The organism is Peribacillus sp. TH16 (assembly GCF_016651095.1).
Taxonomy (GTDB): Bacteria; Bacillota; Bacilli; order Bacillales; family DSM-1321; genus Peribacillus; species Peribacillus butanolivorans.
Window position 1 is genome coordinate 463,174 of record NZ_JAEKEM010000002.1, and the last position, 18,585, is coordinate 481,758.

The 18,585-nt window shown below is 36.4% G+C and carries 18 protein-coding genes and 2 pseudogenes; 5 read left to right on the plus strand and 15 right to left on the minus strand.

Annotated elements, in window-relative coordinates; genetic code table 11:
- Positions 1-845: 845 nt before the first annotated feature.
- A pseudogene (locus JFV29_RS30150) lies at positions 846-1,190 on the minus strand (HTH domain-containing protein); the annotation flags it as partial.
- Positions 1,191-1,495: 305 nt separating this feature from the next.
- Complete coding sequence (locus JFV29_RS02190) at positions 1,496-2,026, minus strand: ECF transporter S component (RefSeq protein WP_201180974.1); 531 nt, start codon at positions 2,024-2,026, stop codon at positions 1,496-1,498.
- Positions 2,027-2,274: 248 nt separating this feature from the next.
- Between JFV29_RS02190 and JFV29_RS02195 the strand changes: the two genes are divergently transcribed.
- The 4 genes from JFV29_RS02195 (at position 2,275) to JFV29_RS02210 (ending at position 8,282) form a co-directional block, all read left to right on the plus strand.
- Positions 2,275-2,655: a restriction endonuclease gene (locus tag JFV29_RS02195; RefSeq protein WP_201224849.1), complete on the plus strand. Its 381-nt coding sequence runs from the start codon at positions 2,275-2,277 to the stop codon at positions 2,653-2,655.
- Between the two features lie 1,030 nt (positions 2,656-3,685).
- Positions 3,686-4,822 carry a site-2 protease family protein gene (locus tag JFV29_RS02200; protein WP_201180976.1) on the plus strand — a complete coding sequence of 379 codons (1,137 nt, stop codon included), beginning with the start codon at positions 3,686-3,688 and terminating at the stop codon, positions 4,820-4,822.
- Between the two features lie 322 nt (positions 4,823-5,144).
- On the plus strand, positions 5,145-6,503 hold the full coding sequence (locus tag JFV29_RS02205; protein ID WP_201180977.1) for an IS1182 family transposase: 1,359 nt from the start codon (positions 5,145-5,147) through the stop codon (positions 6,501-6,503).
- A 420-nt stretch (positions 6,504-6,923) separates the two neighbouring features.
- Positions 6,924-8,282: an IS1182 family transposase gene (locus JFV29_RS02210; RefSeq protein WP_201180978.1), complete on the plus strand. Its 1,359-nt coding sequence runs from the start codon at positions 6,924-6,926 to the stop codon at positions 8,280-8,282.
- 168 nt (positions 8,283-8,450) lie between these two features.
- On the opposite strand, the gene JFV29_RS02215 is transcribed toward JFV29_RS02210, so the two are convergent.
- The 13 genes and pseudogenes from JFV29_RS02215 to JFV29_RS02275 form a co-directional block, all read right to left on the minus strand.
- Entirely contained in the window at positions 8,451-8,936 is a 486-nt protein-coding gene (locus tag JFV29_RS02215; protein WP_201224851.1) for a DUF6843 domain-containing protein, read from the minus strand.
- Positions 8,937-9,511: 575 nt separating this feature from the next.
- Complete coding sequence (locus tag JFV29_RS02220; protein WP_201180980.1) at positions 9,512-10,291, minus strand: sulfite exporter TauE/SafE family protein; 780 nt, start codon at positions 10,289-10,291, stop codon at positions 9,512-9,514.
- A 51-nt stretch (positions 10,292-10,342) separates the two neighbouring features.
- The gene (locus JFV29_RS02225; RefSeq protein ID WP_053345635.1) at positions 10,343-10,570 is read right to left on the minus strand and encodes a sulfurtransferase TusA family protein; all 228 of its coding nucleotides are present in this window, start codon (positions 10,568-10,570) and stop codon (positions 10,343-10,345) included.
- Between the two features lie 46 nt (positions 10,571-10,616).
- On the minus strand, positions 10,617-11,744 hold the full coding sequence (locus JFV29_RS02230) for an MBL fold metallo-hydrolase (RefSeq protein ID WP_201180981.1): 1,128 nt from the start codon (positions 11,742-11,744) through the stop codon (positions 10,617-10,619).
- Positions 11,745-11,792: 48 nt separating this feature from the next.
- Positions 11,793-12,181: pseudogene (locus tag JFV29_RS02235) on the minus strand (DsrE/DsrF/DrsH-like family protein).
- Between the two features lie 30 nt (positions 12,182-12,211).
- Positions 12,212-12,784: a sulfurtransferase TusA family protein gene (locus JFV29_RS02240; RefSeq protein ID WP_201180982.1), complete on the minus strand. Its 573-nt coding sequence runs from the start codon at positions 12,782-12,784 to the stop codon at positions 12,212-12,214.
- Positions 12,785-12,838: 54 nt separating this feature from the next.
- The gene (locus JFV29_RS02245) at positions 12,839-13,135 is read right to left on the minus strand and encodes a rhodanese-like domain-containing protein (protein WP_201180984.1); all 297 of its coding nucleotides are present in this window, start codon (positions 13,133-13,135) and stop codon (positions 12,839-12,841) included.
- Positions 13,136-13,152: 17 nt separating this feature from the next.
- The gene (locus JFV29_RS02250; RefSeq protein ID WP_201180986.1) at positions 13,153-13,521 is read right to left on the minus strand and encodes a rhodanese-like domain-containing protein; all 369 of its coding nucleotides are present in this window, start codon (positions 13,519-13,521) and stop codon (positions 13,153-13,155) included.
- Between the two features lie 54 nt (positions 13,522-13,575).
- Complete coding sequence (locus JFV29_RS02255) at positions 13,576-14,055, minus strand: DsrE/DsrF/DrsH-like family protein (protein ID WP_201180988.1); 480 nt, start codon at positions 14,053-14,055, stop codon at positions 13,576-13,578.
- A gap of 307 nt (positions 14,056-14,362) precedes the next feature.
- Entirely contained in the window at positions 14,363-14,668 is a 306-nt protein-coding gene (locus JFV29_RS02260) for a monooxygenase (protein ID WP_056523023.1), read from the minus strand.
- A 138-nt stretch (positions 14,669-14,806) separates the two neighbouring features.
- On the minus strand, positions 14,807-15,067 hold the full coding sequence (locus JFV29_RS02265; RefSeq protein WP_053345627.1) for a metal-sensitive transcriptional regulator: 261 nt from the start codon (positions 15,065-15,067) through the stop codon (positions 14,807-14,809).
- Positions 15,068-15,082: 15 nt separating this feature from the next.
- A complete protein-coding gene (locus tag JFV29_RS02270) occupies positions 15,083-15,424 on the minus strand; it encodes a sulfurtransferase (protein WP_201180990.1) in 342 nt (113 codons plus the stop codon).
- Positions 15,425-16,422: 998 nt separating this feature from the next.
- Positions 16,423-16,908 carry a peptidoglycan-binding domain-containing protein gene (locus JFV29_RS02275; protein ID WP_201180992.1) on the minus strand — a complete coding sequence of 162 codons (486 nt, stop codon included), beginning with the start codon at positions 16,906-16,908 and terminating at the stop codon, positions 16,423-16,425.
- 355 nt (positions 16,909-17,263) lie between these two features.
- On the opposite strand from JFV29_RS02275, the gene JFV29_RS02280 reads away from it, so the two are divergent.
- Positions 17,264-17,857, plus strand: coding sequence for a hypothetical protein (locus JFV29_RS02280; protein WP_201180994.1), 594 nt, complete (start codon positions 17,264-17,266; stop codon positions 17,855-17,857).
- Positions 17,858-18,585 lie beyond the last annotated feature (728 nt).

An 18,585-nucleotide genomic window follows, 5' to 3' on the forward strand; every position in this document is an offset into this window, starting at 1 on the left:
GCTGTATGAGGGAACATATCAGTTTTTCTTAAAAACACAACAAATTGTTAAGGTGTTATTGGTCTTTGTATTATATTGTAATGTGTTTTTGTACAACCAAAAAATATGTCTCCCAAGTTCCCCGATTCCCACCGTTCGAATTAAAATAAAGATTTCCGACTGAACCTCTATTTTGCTCCTTTTTTATTTCAAAAGACTTTTTTTGAGAGAGGAGAGAAAGAAAAGATAGGAATGGCAAGGGATTGACATAAAAAAAATCCCAAAATCGGAAATGTCTATTTTCACGAAATTAGAGTTAGAATCGGAAACGGTTATTATTGGGTTATACTTTTAAAACTAACTTTGACACACACTCCACATGTGCGAAGTGTATGTGGTGATACATGGAGTGTTTCTTTTTATAAAGCTGTATCCCTTTAATTCCCTATAAATCGGGTTGAACTGACCTTCGTTACTACTTTCACTAGTCTAGAGTGAATGTAATAACAGGATAAAATGCTCCACATTTCCAGGTTTCTTTTGGAAGCACCTTACAAGGACTTTAATAAATGATTTATGAAGATCAAACATATAATCTATGCCATTCCATAATAAATCCTAGCACTCAAAGTGAAAAGTACTTCTGCATAGTGTACCAAAGAGGCTGACGTCATGCAACGAACGAGACATTCAAATATTGTTAGATACCTCTCGAGCCGAATAAATTATCAAAGTGAGTGGCCCTCTTTGTCTATCAACAGAATGTGCATTAAAAAACTATTTTTTGTTTGTTATTCATAAAAGCTATAGAAGCTGGAGAACTTGATGAACGTCTACAAGAAATTGAAAAACATATAATGCTAAAATAGTTGTACTTCAGCTTCTAATCTAACATTTAATGTTTCTTCTTTTTTACGAGACCTTTCTGAATGGTTTATTCGTGAATCACTCAATCCCAAAACACCTGATTTTTTATAAGCAGTACGCCTTCTATAGGCTGCTTTTTTAACCCTGTCAACATCAATGATTTCAATATCAAATCCATACTCCTCAAAAATAAGATGTGGTAGCTTTCCTTTTTCACTTTCAGCGATAAATATTCTTATAAACTCATCTGTATATGTAATTGACTTTGAACTAACAGATTTAACATAAGGGTTATTCGATAAAATATTTATTTCTTTTTCAGTAAAGTGTTTTTCATTTGAAATTCCCCAATTCGATTTTTAACTCTTAATACAAAATAGTACCCTATAGAGTAGTCCTTTTTTCAAAGTGTATACTCTATAGGGTACTTTTTACAATACTGAAATCATTTAATCGCTGCTTAATTAGCAGGTTGTCTTTTATTAAACTGTCCGAAATTTAGGGCGTGGTTCATCATCTAAAGGGTACTATCATATAGCAGAACAACAGGTATAGAAAATAGAGAAAAATAATTAATAATTAGGAAAAAAGGAATCAGTTTGATCCACAGCTGAAAGACCAAAAGAAGAAACCAAAATATGTTTCACTCCTATATCTGTCCAGCTCTTTTCTTTAAACGTCCTGCAAGTGGTACTACAATTATACCGGCTATTACGACCTGCATAACGTTTCCGGGGATGGAGCCGATTGGCTGTATCCAGTTACCGTAAAGGATAACTTCGGCAAAATAGTAGCCCACGATTTTTATAATCAGTGCAACGGCAACTGCCAGTGTGTATACAAGTTCTCTTTTGCCGGGTACCTTTTCGGAGATGAGTCCGGCTAAAAAGCCCATTGCACCTACGATGATGAATGTAAACGGTGCCCATGCTGCCCAAGGAGAGATAAGATCGGAGAAGCACATTCCGATGGCGCCTGCTATGGCTCCTGTTTTTTTGCCGTAAACGAATGCTGCTATAAAAAGAGGAACGTTACCCAGATGGATTAGGCCTCCGTTACCCATTATTGGTAGCTTTATGCTGATAAACATTGTGGCTACAAGGGTAAGTGCGATGAAAAGTGCATTGATGACTAAGGCTCTTGTTTTAGTTATTTCTGTCGGTAAGTATGTTGAATTCATATGATAACCTCTTTCTTTTTTTTAAATATTATCATACTCCTAAACAGATTTGTTGAGTTAATTTAAATATACATCTAGTAAGAAAACAGTTTTGCAGACCCATACTATTTAACACACCCTTACATGGAGGTTTTTAAGTCAGAAAAGTAGGTAAAGTATGGTGTATTAAAATTTAGGGATAAAATGGAGAGGTCAAAAAAAAAGAAAAAGCCCCAACCCTTGAAAAGGATTTGAACTCTGTTTTGAAGATGACCTGTGAGGAACTTGAACCCACGACCCCTTTTAAAAGTCAAGGCTACTATGTAGAAGTAACTAGCCCCTCTGGTGATTTTGGTGGAGATTTAATATTTAAAAAAAGAAAAGAGAAATCTGTGGTACAAGCCAAGCGATATGGGGAAAACAAGAAGGTTGGTATAGATGCGATAAACGAAGTGGTAGGAGCTGCCGGATACTACAATGCAACTAAAAAGATTGTAATTACCAATCGTTATTATACCGTTGCTGCAAAGATACCTGGTAAAAGGAATGGGGTTACTTTACTTGATAGGGATGACCTAGTAAGGATGCTTAATCAATACAACGATGCACAAATTAGATTTTCAAAGCAGAAAGAACCTATTGATATATAAATTAATTTTTTTATTAATGCTGATTGAAAAGAAGTGTTACTTAAATATTAGCTATGAAACGTCTTTTATTTATGCATTAAAACTATTTTTTAAATAACCTTTTAATAAAGTATCTGAATTGATGGCTTTGGTGTGAAGGAGAGGCGGACAAGAAATGCCCTTAATATTATGGAAAGAATTCCATTGTAATATGAAAAAAATTGTAACAACCAAACTTTTGGCGCTTCAATCGATTATGGATTATTTAAGGTGCCAAGAGCAGGATTCTCATACTCTTGACTTGCCCAGGTCTCACTTTACCAAGCACTCTACTACGAGTACACCTTATTCTGCCTAGCTTTCGCTATGAGGACGGTCAACTTCTGGGGAAGTGTATTCCCTTTTAACGGGAGACACTACGAGAGTAAATCGTAGCCAGGGCAGACGGGTTACCCAACGAAAAGCTTTTTCATCATATTACAACAGCATATTTGCCTTTCAAACATACTGAGGAGCGCTTCGCCACATCTATAATTGGGATTAAAATAGTTAAGATGGATTGTTTTATCCATGTTTATCATTTTAAAGTATTTTCATTAAATCCTTTTTCATAGAAGTATCTTATATAACTACCGAAAGAAAATATAATCGTTTTGGCGGTTCGTACATATCCCAATTAAATTTATATGAGTTATTAAAAATAAGTTCAATATCCTTTCCAATCTTGGTATATGCTGTCTTTTACATTCTAGCAGGTTTCACAGCATAGCCTTTGTATGATGGAAAGTCTTCTCCAGCAGTAGAATCTATAACTCCACTAAATAATAACCTCCATCTAGTATTTCTGTGATAGGTGCACTCTATCTTAATTATTAAAAAATGTATTACTTGAAAGTTAATATTCTAGAAAAATATTCCTAAAAGGAAAAGAAAAGGATTATCGAATACGATATAATAAGAATATTAGCAAGATGATAAATCAAGAAGGAGCTCAGATAGACATAGTGTCACTGGGGTCATCTGTTTTCCCATTTACTCTAGGAGGTACATTTTGAAAGAATCTAAATCGAATAAAGGATGGTTAAGTTTGGGGGCAATCGGGTTATTTTTCCTGGGAAAAATGAAATGGTTGTTTGCGCTATTGAAAATAGCAAAAGTAGGTTCTCTGATTTCTATTTTCGTTTCTTTAGGAGCTTATGCCTTGGTTTACGGTTGGAAATTTGCCGTAGCCCTAGTCTATCTAATTTACATCCATGAAATGGGGCATTTACTTGCTGCTAAGAGAAAAGGCATCAAAACATCCAATGCCATTTTCATCCCTTTTGTCGGAGCGTTAATTGCCCTTAAAGAAGAACCCAAGAATGCTAACCAAGAAGCTTATCTTGCCTTCGGAGGTCCTTTATTAGGTACATTAGCATTTATACCAGCCATCCCCCTATTTATGATGACGGAAAATCCATTTTGGCTTTTAGTTATTACACTTGGAGCCATGATTAACCTATTTAATCTAATGCCTGTACATCCTCTTGATGGAGGACGTATAGTGGGAGTCATCTCCACAAAGCTTTGGGTATTAGGGATTATCGGGATGGTTGTATATTTGTTTCTCCATCCAAATCCATTTTTAATTCTTTTCTTATTATTGGGTATTTCTAAGTGGTGGAAAGAATTCCGAAGTGAGATAACTAGAAATCAAAGAGATAGTGTTATTGAATTCAATCAATTTGGTTTAGAGCAGCTAGAGGAATATGCAGGTGCGACAGAAGAAGAAAAAATTCGCCTGTTTAATATTTGGAATGTGGAATTAAATCAACTAAGTCAGAAGCTAAACAAAACGAAGACTTGGCATATCCCACTCCTAGAAGATAATAAGCTAAAAGAAAGACAACTGAACGAGTTAAAAGAAAATATATATAACTCATTAGTTGATGCTGCTAATTCGAATGAATACCAGTACGGACCGACCGATTTTGAAAATATAGGCACGTATGAACGAATAGTAGCAACGTTCTTTAAAGAAGTGCAAGAACAAACTGAAATTAGGGATAAAGAGAAATCCTATTACTCATCGAGTCTCAAAACAAAAGTCATCTGGTTCTCATTATATATTGGGCTTGCCATTTTCTTAATGATAACAAGCTTATATGCAGGTGATTTAATGGAACAATATAAAAATTTATTACCGTAATACATTATGAAAAAGGGACCTCATTTATGAAGGTCCCTTCAGACTGTAGACAAACTCGATGAAAATCGAGTTTGTCTACAGTTTTTTTGAGGGGTTGTAAAAATTCGACGTGATTTCCACTCCAGGCACTCGCTTTCCGCGGGCGGTCAGGGAGCCTCCTCGGCGCCTTTGCGCCTGTGGGGTCTCCCTTGGACACGCATTTCCCGCAGGAGTCTCGCACCTTCCGTTCCAATCAACTTTGTTTTAACAATTAGATATAACCACTTTTGCCTACAGTCCTTTTTGTTTTAATATAGAAGTATTAAAACTTGAGGTGATGACGATGCTTTCGAAACATAATTCTATTCAGCGAGATCAACTTGAAATGATTACTTTGGATCAACTGGTGCCAGCGAACCATTTGGTTCGTAAAATTGAGGGAGCCATTGACTTCACTTTCATTTATGACTTGGTGAAAGATATGTATTCAGAGATAGGGCGCCCAAGTATTGATCCAGTTATTTTAGTTAAATTGACATTCATTCAATATACCTTCGGTATTCGTTCGATGCGTAAAACGATTGAAGAAGTTGAAACGAATATGGCTTACCGTTGGTTTTTAGGTTACGGTTTCCATGATAAAGTACCTCACTTCTCAACGTTCGGGAAAAATTATGAGCGTCGCTTTAAAGATACAGACCTGTTTGAACGGATTTTTTATCGTATCTTAATGACAGCTTCAGAAAGAAAGTTAATAAGTGCAGAGCACGTATTCGTTGATTCAACACATGTGAAAGCCAGTGCGAATAAGCGGAAATTCGAAAAGAAAATCGTTCGTAAGGAAACACGAGCATATCAAGGACGCCTTCAAGAAGAAATAAATCAAGATCGTGAAAACAATGGAAAGAAGCCTTTTCCACCGGATAAATTTGATAAAGAAGAAACCAAAGAAATTAAAGAAAGTACAACTGATCCTGAGAGTGGCTACTATGTAAAAGATGAACGAACAAAACAGTTTGCCTATTCATTTCATGCGGCTGCGGACCGCAACGGTTTTGTGCTGGGGACGATTGTAACACCGGGAAATACGCATGATAGTCATATCTTAGAGCCTCTTGTTGAACAAGTGATTGAGAAAGTTGGAAAACCTGAAGTTGTTGCCGCAGATGCAGCTTACAAAACACCAGCCATTACAAGCTACCTTTTTGGGAAAGAAATCACACCAGCTTTACCCTATACACGTCCACGAACAAAAGAAGGGTTCTTTCGCAAGCATGACTATGTTTACGATGAACATTTTGATTGTTATCTCTGCCCATCGGGCGAGATTTTAAAGTACTCAACAACAAATAAAGAGGGCTATCGCGAGTACAAATCACCCAAACACACTTGTGCGACATGCTCATTTTTATCACAGTGTACAGTAAGCAAAGACCATCAAAAAGTGGTGACACGCCATATCTGGCAAAATTATATGGAAGAAGCAGATCATCTGCGTCATCACAAGGATGTAAAACCTATATATGCGAAACGTAAAGAAACAATAGAGCGTGTATTCGCAGATGCAAAAGAAAAGCATGGTATGCGTTGGACTACTTTAAGGGGACTTAAAAAATTGTCGATGCAGGCGATGCTTACTTTCGCTGCCATGAATTTAAAGAAGATAGCCAATTGGACATGGCAAGGTCCAAGAATGGCTTAATAAAGTGGGCTCGTAGAGGCCCAATCTCTTAATCTTGAGCAAAATTCAAAGGGAATTTCAAAAGGGGTCCGGAATTAAAACATTCCGAACCCCTTTTGTCTACAAACTGAAGGGACCTCATTTATGAAGGTCCCTTCAGACTGTAGACAAACTCGATGAAAATCGAGTTTGTCTACAGTTTTTTTGAGGGGTTGTAAAAATTCGACGTTGATTTCCACTCCAGGCACTCGCTTTCCGCGGGCGGTCAGGGAGCCTCCTCGGCGCCTTTGCGCCTGTGGGGTCTCCCTTGGACACGCATTTCCCGCAGGAGTCTCGCACCTTCCGTTCCAATCAACTTTGTTTTAACAATTAGATATAACCACTTTTGCCTACAGTCCTTTTTGTTTTAATATAGAAGTATTAAAACTTGAGGTGATGACGATGCTTTCGAAACATAATTCTATTCAGCGAGATCAACTTGAAATGATTACTTTGGATCAACTGGTGCCAGCGAACCATTTGGTTCGTAAAATTGAGGGAGCCATTGACTTCACTTTCATTTATGACTTGGTGAAAGATATGTATTCAGAGATAGGGCGCCCAAGTATTGATCCAGTTATTTTAGTTAAATTGACATTCATTCAATATACCTTCGGTATTCGTTCGATGCGTAAAACGATTGAAGAAGTTGAAACGAATATGGCTTACCGTTGGTTTTTAGGTTACGGTTTCCATGATAAAGTACCTCACTTCTCAACGTTCGGGAAAAATTATGAGCGTCGCTTTAAAGATACAGACCTGTTTGAACGGATTTTTTATCGTATCTTAATGACAGCTTCAGAAAGAAAGTTAATAAGTGCAGAGCACGTATTCGTTGATTCAACACATGTGAAAGCCAGTGCGAATAAGCGGAAATTCGAAAAGAAAATCGTTCGTAAGGAAACACGAGCATATCAAGGACGCCTTCAAGAAGAAATAAATCAAGATCGTGAAAACAATGGAAAGAAGCCTTTTCCACCGGATAAATTTGATAAAGAAGAAACCAAAGAAATTAAAGAAAGTACAACTGATCCTGAGAGTGGCTACTATGTAAAAGATGAACGAACAAAACAGTTTGCCTATTCATTTCATGCGGCTGCGGACCGCAACGGTTTTGTGCTGGGGACGATTGTAACACCGGGAAATACGCATGATAGTCATATCTTAGAGCCTCTTGTTGAACAAGTGATTGAGAAAGTTGGAAAACCTGAAGCTGTTGCCGCAGATGCAGCTTACAAAACACCAGCCATTACAAGCTACCTTTTTGGGAAAGAAATCACACCAGCTTTACCCTATACACGTCCACGAACAAAAGAAGGGTTCTTTCGCAAGCATGACTATGTTTACGATGAACATTTTGATTGTTATCTCTGCCCATCGGGCGAGATTTTAAAGTACTCAACAACAAATAAAGAGGGCTATCGCGAGTACAAATCACCCAAACACACTTGTGCGACATGCTCATTTTTATCACAGTGTACAGTAAGCAAAGACCATCAAAAAGTGGTGACACGCCATATCTGGCAAAATTATATGGAAGAAGCAGATCATCTGCGTCATCACAAGGATGTAAAACCTATATATGCGAAACGTAAAGAAACAATAGAGCGTGTATTCGCAGATGCAAAAGAAAAGCATGGTATGCGTTGGACTACTTTAAGGGGACTTAAAAAATTGTCGATGCAGGCGATGCTTACTTTCGCTGCCATGAATTTAAAGAAGATAGCCAATTGGACATGGCAAGGTCCAAGAATGGCTTAATAAAGTGGGCTCGTAGAGGCCCAATCTCTTAATCTTGAGCAAAATTCAAAGGGAATTTCAAAAGGGGTCCGGAATTAAAACATTCCGAACCCCTTTTGTCTACAAACTGAAGGGACCTCATTTATGAAGGTCCCTTTTGTTTGTCCAATTTATCATTGTTTAGGCTCATTAATCAAAATAATTCATCCAGTAGCTTATCACTTCTTTTTTTTGTGTATAATAATCATCCTTGCCATCAAGGTAGAATGCCTCGCCGCACTGTTTTTTTGTTATTTGAATAGTGCTGTATTTAATTTCTGTACCACTTTCTCCTGTAAAACTGCCATTTCCTACAACATGTGTACATTGTTCGTTAATAGAAGTTCTATCCCCGTTTTCGTTTATGTAATAATATTTATTGTTCACAGTACCGTAGTTCATATCTTTTGTTGAAGTAAAATAAACACCATATGGATGGATTTTGGTACCTTCCAACGCCTTTAAATATTCTAATTTCACTCGAATAACTGAATACTCATCTTCTTTTTCTAACATTGGTTTTTTCGGAACATCATAAAAAACTATAATAGAACCCTCGAAACCACTAGGAATAAGGTACAATTCATTTGTTTCTTTTTCTAGGTGCGAACAACCTCCAATCAATAACAAGGACATAATTATAGAAAAATATCTTATCATAGAAATTAACTCTCTTTCTAACAGACTTTTAGACATTTTTTCTTCACTTAATTATATAGTTCTTTTTAACATTATTAAACAAATCCGCCCCAATACTGCAATAAGAAAAAGCTGCCTCAGCAACCTACTTTCTTAAAGTAAAGCACCCGCTAGTTAAACAAAGTTACTTAGTGAGAGCTGTTTAACAGCACACGATTATTACTATAGAGAAACCACGCTTTTTGATTTTATTGAACATACCATTCGGAGAAAAGCCAAAAAGATGGTCTTATTTTTAACCTCCATCGTTAGCTGAATAAGCAAAAAGCTTTACCTACAGTTCCTTGAAAAATTAATTATTACAAATAATTGACCTGTAATACGTTTTACTCCTTCTCTATCCGCCACCAATTAAGTAAATAATACAAAATGAACTATGTCTTTATAAACAAAAAAAGACCCAAATCCCTGTTATATCAAGGATTTAAGCCTTTGTTAGTTGATGACCTGTGAGGGATTCGAACCCACGCCCCCTTCCCTGTCAAGGTAAGGGTCCAATATCCCCAAAAATCTTATGACAAAATCCCCATCCAAATTTTCACAGCCGTTGCCAAAATTAATAAAGCTAGGATGACTTGAAGTATTTTTGTATTCACTTTTTTACCAGCCATCGCTCCTAGTGGAGACGCTATTAAGCTTGCTATAACCATGATCAAGGCAGGATAGAAGTCAACTTGCCCTGTTGAGATTTTCCCTACCGTTGCGCCAATCGATGAAATGAATGTAATCGCTAAGGAAGAGGCGATTGTTACCCTAGTTGGGATTTTCAAGACAACTAGCATAATAGGAACTAATAAGAATCCACCGGCTGCACCGACAATCCCTGAACCCAAACCGACAATTAAGGCTAAAATTGCTGCAAGCCATTTGTTAAAGGTTACTTGATCCAAAGGAACGCCATCTATTCCTTTTTTAGGAATAAACATCATGACAGCTGCTATTAGAGCAAGTAGGCCATATACGATATTTATCCCGTCTTCAGACATGGATTGCGACCCAAAACTCCCAATGACACTACCTATTAGTACACTAACACCCATATAGATGATGAGCGTCTTATTTAAATAGCCACCTTTACGATAAGCCCAGACACCACCTATGGATGCAAATAATACTTGTACTGCACTTATTCCTGAGACTTCATGAGCACTAAAAGCCGCTAAACCGAAAAGTGGTGGTATATACAAAAGCATTGGGTATTTAATGATGGATCCGCCTATACCTAGCATTCCTGAAATGTATGAACCTATAAATCCTATCAAAAAGATGGTTATGATAAAAGTAATATCCATTTTTATTGCCTCCTTGAAAAGAAGGGAACCAATAGGGTTCCCTTATCATTATCAGCCTTTTCTAATCCAAAATTTTAGAACTTCATTTTCTTCTGCAGTTTCTACTAGCTCATGGCCACCAGATTTTGACCAAGCAGCTAAATCTGCTTTAGCGCCTTTATCTGTCACATGTATTTCTAACACTTGACCAGATTGTAAATCATTCATAGCCTTCTTTGTTCTAACGATCGGCATCGGACAAGCAAGTCCCTTAGCATCTAACATTTTATCTGAATTCATCATACATCTCTCCTGTTTTCGTAGTATTTATAATCTTTTCTTAAGTTTATCGAACCGCACAACGATTTGGTCCAATTTCCATTTCGCGCTGTTTTTCCTCATCAGGGGTGATTTTCCCCATATTCGTTTCACGGATTTCTTGATATGCGTTTGGCTGTGGAGGTAAGTTTCCTGTAACCAACTCTCTGAATTCTGTTTCGTCAGCAATGTTCAAACCATGATTTTCTGTAAATAACTCTCCTAATTTCTTTGCAACACTGCCGTCTTCATTTAATTCTTCAATGATCATAAAATGAGATGGCAGTACGATTAACTCGTCTGACAATTCTCTATAGCGAGTATAAAGTGTTTCTCTCAAGTCTCCTACCCAATCCTCAGCTAATCCGGCTAAGTCCGGTCTACCAATGGAATCGATGAATAGAATATCTCCTGAAAGCAAGTATTTTTCATCGACTACAAATGAAGTGGAACCAATCGTGTGGCCCGGGGAGTATAGAGCATGAATATTGATAGCTGTGTGACCGATCGTAACCACCTTACCGCCTTCTAATGGCTGATATTCAAAAGTTACTTCTGTTGCATCTTTTGGTGGTAGCCAGTAAGTTGCATTTGCACTTTCTGCTATTTTTCTTCCACCTGAAATATGGTCAGCATGTAAGTGCGTATCAAATACATGAGTGATCTTCGCTCCAATACTATCGGCAAAATCAACGTAGATATCAGTCATTCTTGTGGAATCAATAACGGCTGCTTCACCATTAGAAATGATCATGTAAGATAAACAACCTTTACCGAGACGTACAAATTGGTAGATTTCTCCGCCATTATTCAAATCCCCAATTTTCACTGGTTCTAAGTGTTCACTCCATGCTTTCATTCCGCCCTTCAAATAAGAAACATCCAGCCCTGCTTCAGATAGCATTTCAGCAACCATAATAGATGAGCCTTCTTTTGCACAGACAACTAAAATTTCTTTATTTGCTGGAATTTTATCGATGATTTCTTCAACGCCATCCAGTAAATCAAAGTAAGGAATATTAAGGAATTCAAAGTTCTCTCCTTCAATTTTCCAATCGTTAAAATCACTTTCATTTCGAACATCCAAAATAAATAATTCAGCTTTATTGATTACTTTCTTTGAAACCTCTTTGGCTGTCATTTCATTTAACGCCATAAAATATACCCCCTATAGTATTTAGCGTTTCAAAATTTTTTACCTGACTTAAAAGGTTAAAGTTACATCCGCATCTTTCGCGAATTCTAAAAATGTAACAGCTCCACCGACTTCGATGCCGTCAATGAAGGCTTCTTTTTCCAAGCCCATAACGTCCATGGTCATTTGACATCCAATAAACTTGACGTCCATTTCTTGTGCCATAGAAAGTAACTCAGGAATAGAAGGTGCATTAGCCCTCGCAAATCCTTCTGCAAAATGTTCCTTACCTTCTGGCATCGGTAGTTGCTGATTCGCTACTTTATGGATTAAATTTAAGCCTTCGAATGTAAAGAAAATAGCTACTTCTTGATCCGTTGCTGCTGCTGCTGTTGCAATGTTAAATACTTTATATGCGTCACACCGTTACTAGCTATTATCGCTACTTTTTTAGACATGATATGCCCCTCCATTTTTAGGATTATATGTTATTCATTCACTGATTTTTGTGTAGGACCATTCCATTGGCTCATGCCCGGTTCAACATTAACCACTTGTTTAAATCCTGCAGCTGTTAGTTTTTGTGCAGCCAGGTCACTTCGGCTACCGGTTCGGCATATGACAAAAATCTCAGACTCTTTATCCAGTTCACTAAAACGTTCTTCTAATTCACCCATTGGAAGGGATTTAGCAGCTGGAATATGATTAAACGCATATTCTGCCGATTCACGTACATCAAGTACTATCGTGTTTTGATTTTCTTCTATTTTTTGTAGAAGTTCTTCATTTGAAATGACTTTTTCATGCTTTTTTACTTCATGCTCTTCACCACTTGCTTTCCGAAGATAATGTTTAAGAACGGTTCCTTCTTCAACTGTACCCAAATATTGATGACCTGTACTTTCTGCCCAAGCTTTCATATCTGCAGTTGACCCTTTATCCGTCGCTTGAACTTCTAGCACTTCTCCTGCTTCCAGGCCGTTCATTACTTTTTTCGTTCTTACTATCGGCATTGGACATGCTAATCCTTTTGCATCTAATACGGAATTTGTTTCAATCATGTTTTTTTCCTCCTTATTTGCTAATACAGATGGGGGTATTTAAGAATTTAAAAATTATTCTATTGGACCGTTCCATTCAAGCATACCGCCTGTCATATTTAGCACTTTATATCCATGATCTTCAAGTAACTTTGCTGCCATTGAACTTCTGCCTCCTGAACGGCAAACCATGATATATTCTTTTGATTTATCCAAATCTTGCATTCGAAATTCCACGAGGCCCAATGGGATATGCGTAGCATTGGGTATTTTCCCAGCCTTTACTTCATCTACTTCCCGAACATCTATAATATTAATTGTCGAGTTTCCTTTTAATAATGCATTCACTTCATTTGGTGAGATTTCTTTCATGATTGAAATACCTCCTTTTAATTGTGCCAAGCACTCATGCCGCCTTTTACGTTGGTAACTTCTTTAAATCCAAGTTTTTTTAATGACTTACTTGCTTTACTGCTTCTCATCCCACTTTGGCAGATGACAAAGACTTCTTCATCTTTTGAAAGTTCTTGTGCTCTTTTATGAAGTTCGAATAAGGGAATATTCTTAAACTCCTTAATATGATTGCCCCTATACTCATTAGGTGTACGGACATCAATAAATTGCTTACTTCCTTTGTTACTTAATTGAGCTTTTAACTCACTCGTATTAATATTCTTAATTCCCTTTGCCGGGACAAAGCGCTGAAATAAAAACCAAGCAATTGCCCCTATTATTATGACATTAAATGCTGTTCCCATTTTAATATCCTCCCCTCCTTACCATGAAATTTACCCTATTTCACATTTTATTACTTAAATGAATAAGTTTACATTACCATCTTCTGCGTCTGCTAGATAAGCTGCCACACCCGCGTATTCTATTCCATCTAATAATTCCTCTTGTTGCAAGCCCAATAAATCCATTGTCATCGTACAAGCTATTAATTTGACCTCTTGTTCTTGAGCCAACTCAATTAAATGAGGCAGTGACATGGCGTTATGTTTTTTCATTACATGTTTAATCATTTTAGGGCCCATTCCAGCAAAGTTCATGTTGGATAACCCCATCTTATCAGAACCTCGAGGCATCATTTTTGCAAACATTTTTTCAAAGAAGCCTTTTTTTAATGTCGATGGCTCATCTTTTCGTAAAGCATTTAATCCCCAGAAAGTATGGAAGATGGTTACTTCATGATCATAAGCCGCTGCACCATTTGCGATAATATAGGCCGCCATGGCCTTATCATAATCACCACTAAATAAAATGATCGTTGTTTTTTTCTTTTCAGTCAATTTGTTTTTCCCCCTTGATTCCTAATTACCCGTATGGGTATATTTTTCATTAAAAAAATATTCTTTTAAATGGATACTTTATTAGTTTAGTTTCAAATACTTTAAAATACCCAGTAGGGTATATGTTATGGTAAAAAGTTTATTTCGTCAACCCTCTTCTTTTGAAATGTTATAAAAGGAACTGGATACACCAGGTTTTTTTGAGAGATCCCTGAATACAGAAGGATAGGCTCCTTAACCACATCCTCCTGTATGTTTTAAACCATACATATAGGTAAACTATCTTGATTAGATTAACAGACACCTCTTATTTAAACGGACCATGATTGATTTGTGTTAATCCTTCATTCACTTCGAATATTTTCCCGTTAACTGTCTCAATACCAAATCCTTTTAATCGAGCAGTGTGCATAGTTAAGTATTTTTGAGCTGATTCTTTTGACTCAAACAGATAAATACCACCAGCCTCCTTTGCCTCGCTATCTTCAGTCCAAATTTTCCAAATCACCCCTTCTTCATCATTGATGCTTTTTGCTAATTCAGTAAATTGTTCAACCATGTCATTACCAAATGGTCCATCCATTTTAAAATCCACTTGTAAAATATAAGCCATTTTTAACACTCCTTTTTAAATAACTAATAAATTCGTTTTGTTTAGATTTTGTGTTAATCGAGGTACAACGACACTACCTTGTACATTTTCCAGAATATCACCTAAATTTACCGTTGATGACAGCTTACTTTACTTCTTTTATCTGCTTTTTATCAATAAATTAACAGCTTCTTTTACAAGATGTTCAGTGCCTTCACCTTTCTCTATGTTTTCCCGAACACATTGTTCTAGATTTGCACTTACAATAACGCCCATAGTCCTATCAATTGCATTTCGTGCAGCAGACAACTGTGTGACGATATCTCTACAGTCTTTTCCCTGCTCCATCATTCCTAGAACTCCTTTAATTTGTCCTTCAATTCGCTTTAACCGATTGATGACGCTTTTATCGTATTCCATATTCTACCCACCCATCTATTTACAAACACAATCACTTATCTCATAACTGGTTACCTTAATTCCTTTTCCAATTAAGAAGCGCAGCCCCAAGTTCACTTCTATTTTATCGGAAGCAATTACATGAATGTTTTCATGTGGGATTTCTTTATTAAAACGTTTCAAATATGCATAAGGGATATTCAAAGCATCTCTATTGATATCATCCTGTTTTTGATTATAAGCCCTTATATCTAATAAAATAGCGCTATGATGTTTACTATTATTCTTTTCGCAAGGAACGTTTTTAACAGGAACATAACGTTTATACAAACTAGGGACCAAAATCACGACAGTTAATAGAAGCAAATAAAAAATCAAATCCACCACCTGTGTTTCAATTTATAACCTCATATTATACCTATGGGGGTATGTTGTCAAGCTAGTTAAACTTACTTCTAAAATGATTGTCTGCGATGTCGATATATCAGTTCCTAAATATTTTTCTATATTTGTGAGTTATATGGGAGAAATTTATACTGGAAACGAATAATATTAGTCCCTACTGAACCTTCCCCTTATACTTTCTTCTATCATTTTTTTCTCATTCTTTTTTGAACCTCCTGATACTCATAATTACTCCCCCTCGAGACAACTTATCAAACGGTTAGAAACTTATTCTTGTCCCAAAATTTTATTCGCACATGGGCAACTGTTTTATCAGGATATGTAAATTTCTGAAGAATCTACAAAAATGATAACATCCCTTAATGCATGTGGACCTCTACTTAAAAACGTTTATTCAAAGCCATACTATTTTTTTTTGACGAGTTTTTCTCCTATTTACAAAGGAATCTAAGCAGGAAACCACTTGAGACGTTAGCGATTGATGCCATATACCTATTGAAACTCGAGATCAAGCTCCCTAAAAGAAAAAAGAATCTGAACTAAAACGCTAACCTAATAAATCTCATTTATATTAGATTATAACAGTCAGGTTATACTAGAATGGTGGTGCTCAGTGATGTTCACTCCCCGAATGAGCATTATTTTAATTTACCTCAATTTTCAACTCTGTTGAGGTATAATCCTCGGAGTGGTTAAGCATGGAAGACCTTTCTTTATAAAGATTTTAATCATTTGGGGTTTTAATTCACAAAGAAAACACATATTTCTAAATGAATAAAGCCGATGATTCCTACCTAGGAATCATCGGCTTTTTACAATTAACCTGAAACTAATAAAAAGGAGAAATTTAATAGAACTATCCCCCCTCTCCTTCTTTGATACTGGATCGCTTACGCTTAGTAAATCATTTATGCAAGGCTTCCCCATCGTTTTATCTTCATTTAACTAAAAAGGGCCTCCTTCCTGGGTTTTTAATTCGCATACAAGCGATATTGGTCACTTAATGTATCTCCATTACCGTAAATATAGGCTTTTGAGCCGGATGTATAGGAAGAATCGTCGTACTTCCATTTGATTCTGAGACCCATGTTCCCGCCTGCTCCATATGTGTTCTCGCCATTCTTTTTAATATATTGTGAAAAACTTGCCCATGTCTTGGGGCCAACAACACCATCCACTTGGAGATGGTTTTCTTTTTGATATTTCTTTACACCCGCTTCGGTTTTCGGCCCAAAAACCCCATCAACGTCAACCACTGCTGAATCAGTATAAAAACCCATTACATTGAGGATATACTGCATATTTCTTACTTCCACCCCAAGAGTGTCCTTCCGCAAAATCGAGTTTTTATCCCAGCTTTGCGGGTGGTGAAATCCTCCAGCAGATGCTGAAGCGGTGGAAAATGATATACCCAGGGCTATTGATAATACTACCAAACCAGTAAGTAATTTCTTCATAGCTCCATCTCCCTCTTTTTTGTTTATTCAATCCACCTTACTAATTCCCCTTAGATTTTATATTCCCCTTCCGACAAATGTCCTGTTTATTTTGAAATTGCTATACAAAAATAGTCACCAGAAGGACCACAGAATAGGATAAGTTGTACGTACAATAGAGACAACCCTTAAAGCTTTAAAAGAAGATCCTAGCTATAAATCATATCCCACTTTGGGATTCCTTTACTATCCGTTCACGACTCATTTTCCTTAGTTTAACGTACACCGTTCATTTACAGGAGAAGTTGAAAAAAATGGAGGTAATTCACACAAGTATGGAGAATATGTGAATAATAGTCGTAATGGAGTGTGAAATATGAAAATAAAAGAGCTATTAGATGAACTATCCGTAACTGGAAATACAATAGCAAAAATCGCACAGGACAAGGTTGGCATTGGAGAGAAACGATTAAAGAATGCGTTACACAATGCAGGATATGAATACAGGAACAAAAATCCGAAAGGCTGGTTTTATGCAAAAGAAGGGAAAGAACCCCTTTATCAGTCAGTGTTTGAGTTCATTGAATCAAAAAATAGTTTTCCTAATGTTAAACAAAGTTCCCCCGACCTGAATGATACTTTACCAAGAAGTTCACAACCTATTACACTCGATGTGAAGAGTGTAAGAAATGAAGGTGAAAAATATATTCACACCGTTTTCACACCTGAAGAAGTTACGATATTAAAGGAACTGATAAAGGCATATGTTCTTGATGATCAGCAAGATAGTCAAAGAGATGATCTTTATCAAAGGGTAGTCACTTTAGAAAAAGGCAACAAAGTAAGAAAAACGATTGTCATAAACGAAGAAGTTGGGACTTTGCTTGATAGGTTCGCAGATCAACAGAAGTTTAATAAATCCGACATAATAGAACTTGCCATATTAGATTTAATTAACAAATACAAATAACTACTTAACAATATCTATTTTATAGCTCCTAGCAAGCCATATACAGCCCTATCATGTAACTGCTTAAATATGCTTTTCTTTGTGTGTTTACTATTTAGAGTTCAGATCATAAATGGCGGCTTTCCTTCCTCATCATTGTTAATGTATTCGTTAATTGTTTGATTTTCTATCTCTCTAGTAGTCAAAGGTTTCAGACAGACTGACTTGAAGAATATCAAGCAAATTCAATTTTATGTGAACTTCTCAGAGTTGATTTTTTCTAATTCTCGAAGTTAACTACCAAATATTAGCTAATTGCACTTACCCTAGCATGTCCATATTTCTTGGCGTATCCCACTTTTACACTTTATTTATGACCCTAATTTATGACACCACACAATACCTTACCATTACTACACTATCAAAACGGGTGGCCTATACTTTTATGTTTTGGGTAAGGTTAGTTCAAAAAAAGAGACTGACTATAAAATGCCAGTCTAATGTGACGTCAGGTGCTTCCTCACGTCTTATTTATATTATGCAAATGTTTGGACAAGCGTTACTCTATCTATTTATTTATGACTAGTTCATTTTTGTTCTTGGTCAAAAACCTCATCCATTATGCTTATATAGTATGTGGAGATAACAACAAAGCATTTCTTCTATACGTTTATCACTTGGTAGATAGATATTGACAAGGTTTTGTTAAATGATATTTAAATAATTCATTAAATAGCAAAGTCCCTCTA

Bases quoted from the DNA above. Each gene is read 5' to 3' on its own strand.
- JFV29_RS02190 (WP_201180974.1), bottom strand. From the start codon at position 2,026: ATGAATTCAACATACTTACCGACAGAAATAACTAAAACAAGAGCCTTA.
- JFV29_RS02195 (WP_201224849.1), top strand. From the start codon at position 2,275: ATGACCTGTGAGGAACTTGAACCCACGACCCCTTTTAAAAGTCAAGGC.
- JFV29_RS02205 (WP_201180977.1), top strand. From the start codon at position 5,145: ATGCTTTCGAAACATAATTCTATTCAGCGAGATCAACTTGAAATGATT.
- JFV29_RS02210 (WP_201180978.1), top strand. From the start codon at position 6,924: ATGCTTTCGAAACATAATTCTATTCAGCGAGATCAACTTGAAATGATT.
- JFV29_RS02215 (WP_201224851.1), bottom strand. From the start codon at position 8,936: ATGTCCTTGTTATTGATTGGAGGTTGTTCGCACCTAGAAAAAGAAACA.
- JFV29_RS02220 (WP_201180980.1), bottom strand. From the start codon at position 10,291: ATGGATATTACTTTTATCATAACCATCTTTTTGATAGGATTTATAGGT.
- JFV29_RS02225 (WP_053345635.1), bottom strand. From the start codon at position 10,570: ATGAATTCAGATAAAATGTTAGATGCTAAGGGACTTGCTTGTCCGATG.
- JFV29_RS02230 (WP_201180981.1), bottom strand. From the start codon at position 11,744: ATGGCGTTAAATGAAATGACAGCCAAAGAGGTTTCAAAGAAAGTAATC.
- JFV29_RS02240 (WP_201180982.1), bottom strand. From the start codon at position 12,784: ATGATTGAAACAAATTCCGTATTAGATGCAAAAGGATTAGCATGTCCA.
- JFV29_RS02245 (WP_201180984.1), bottom strand. From the start codon at position 13,135: ATGAAAGAAATCTCACCAAATGAAGTGAATGCATTATTAAAAGGAAAC.
- JFV29_RS02250 (WP_201180986.1), bottom strand. From the start codon at position 13,521: ATGGGAACAGCATTTAATGTCATAATAATAGGGGCAATTGCTTGGTTT.
- JFV29_RS02260 (WP_056523023.1), bottom strand. From the start codon at position 14,668: ATGGCTTATATTTTACAAGTGGATTTTAAAATGGATGGACCATTTGGT.
- JFV29_RS02265 (WP_053345627.1), bottom strand. From the start codon at position 15,067: ATGGAATACGATAAAAGCGTCATCAATCGGTTAAAGCGAATTGAAGGA.
- JFV29_RS02275 (WP_201180992.1), bottom strand. From the start codon at position 16,908: ATGAAGAAATTACTTACTGGTTTGGTAGTATTATCAATAGCCCTGGGT.
- JFV29_RS02280 (WP_201180994.1), top strand. From the start codon at position 17,264: ATGAAAATAAAAGAGCTATTAGATGAACTATCCGTAACTGGAAATACA.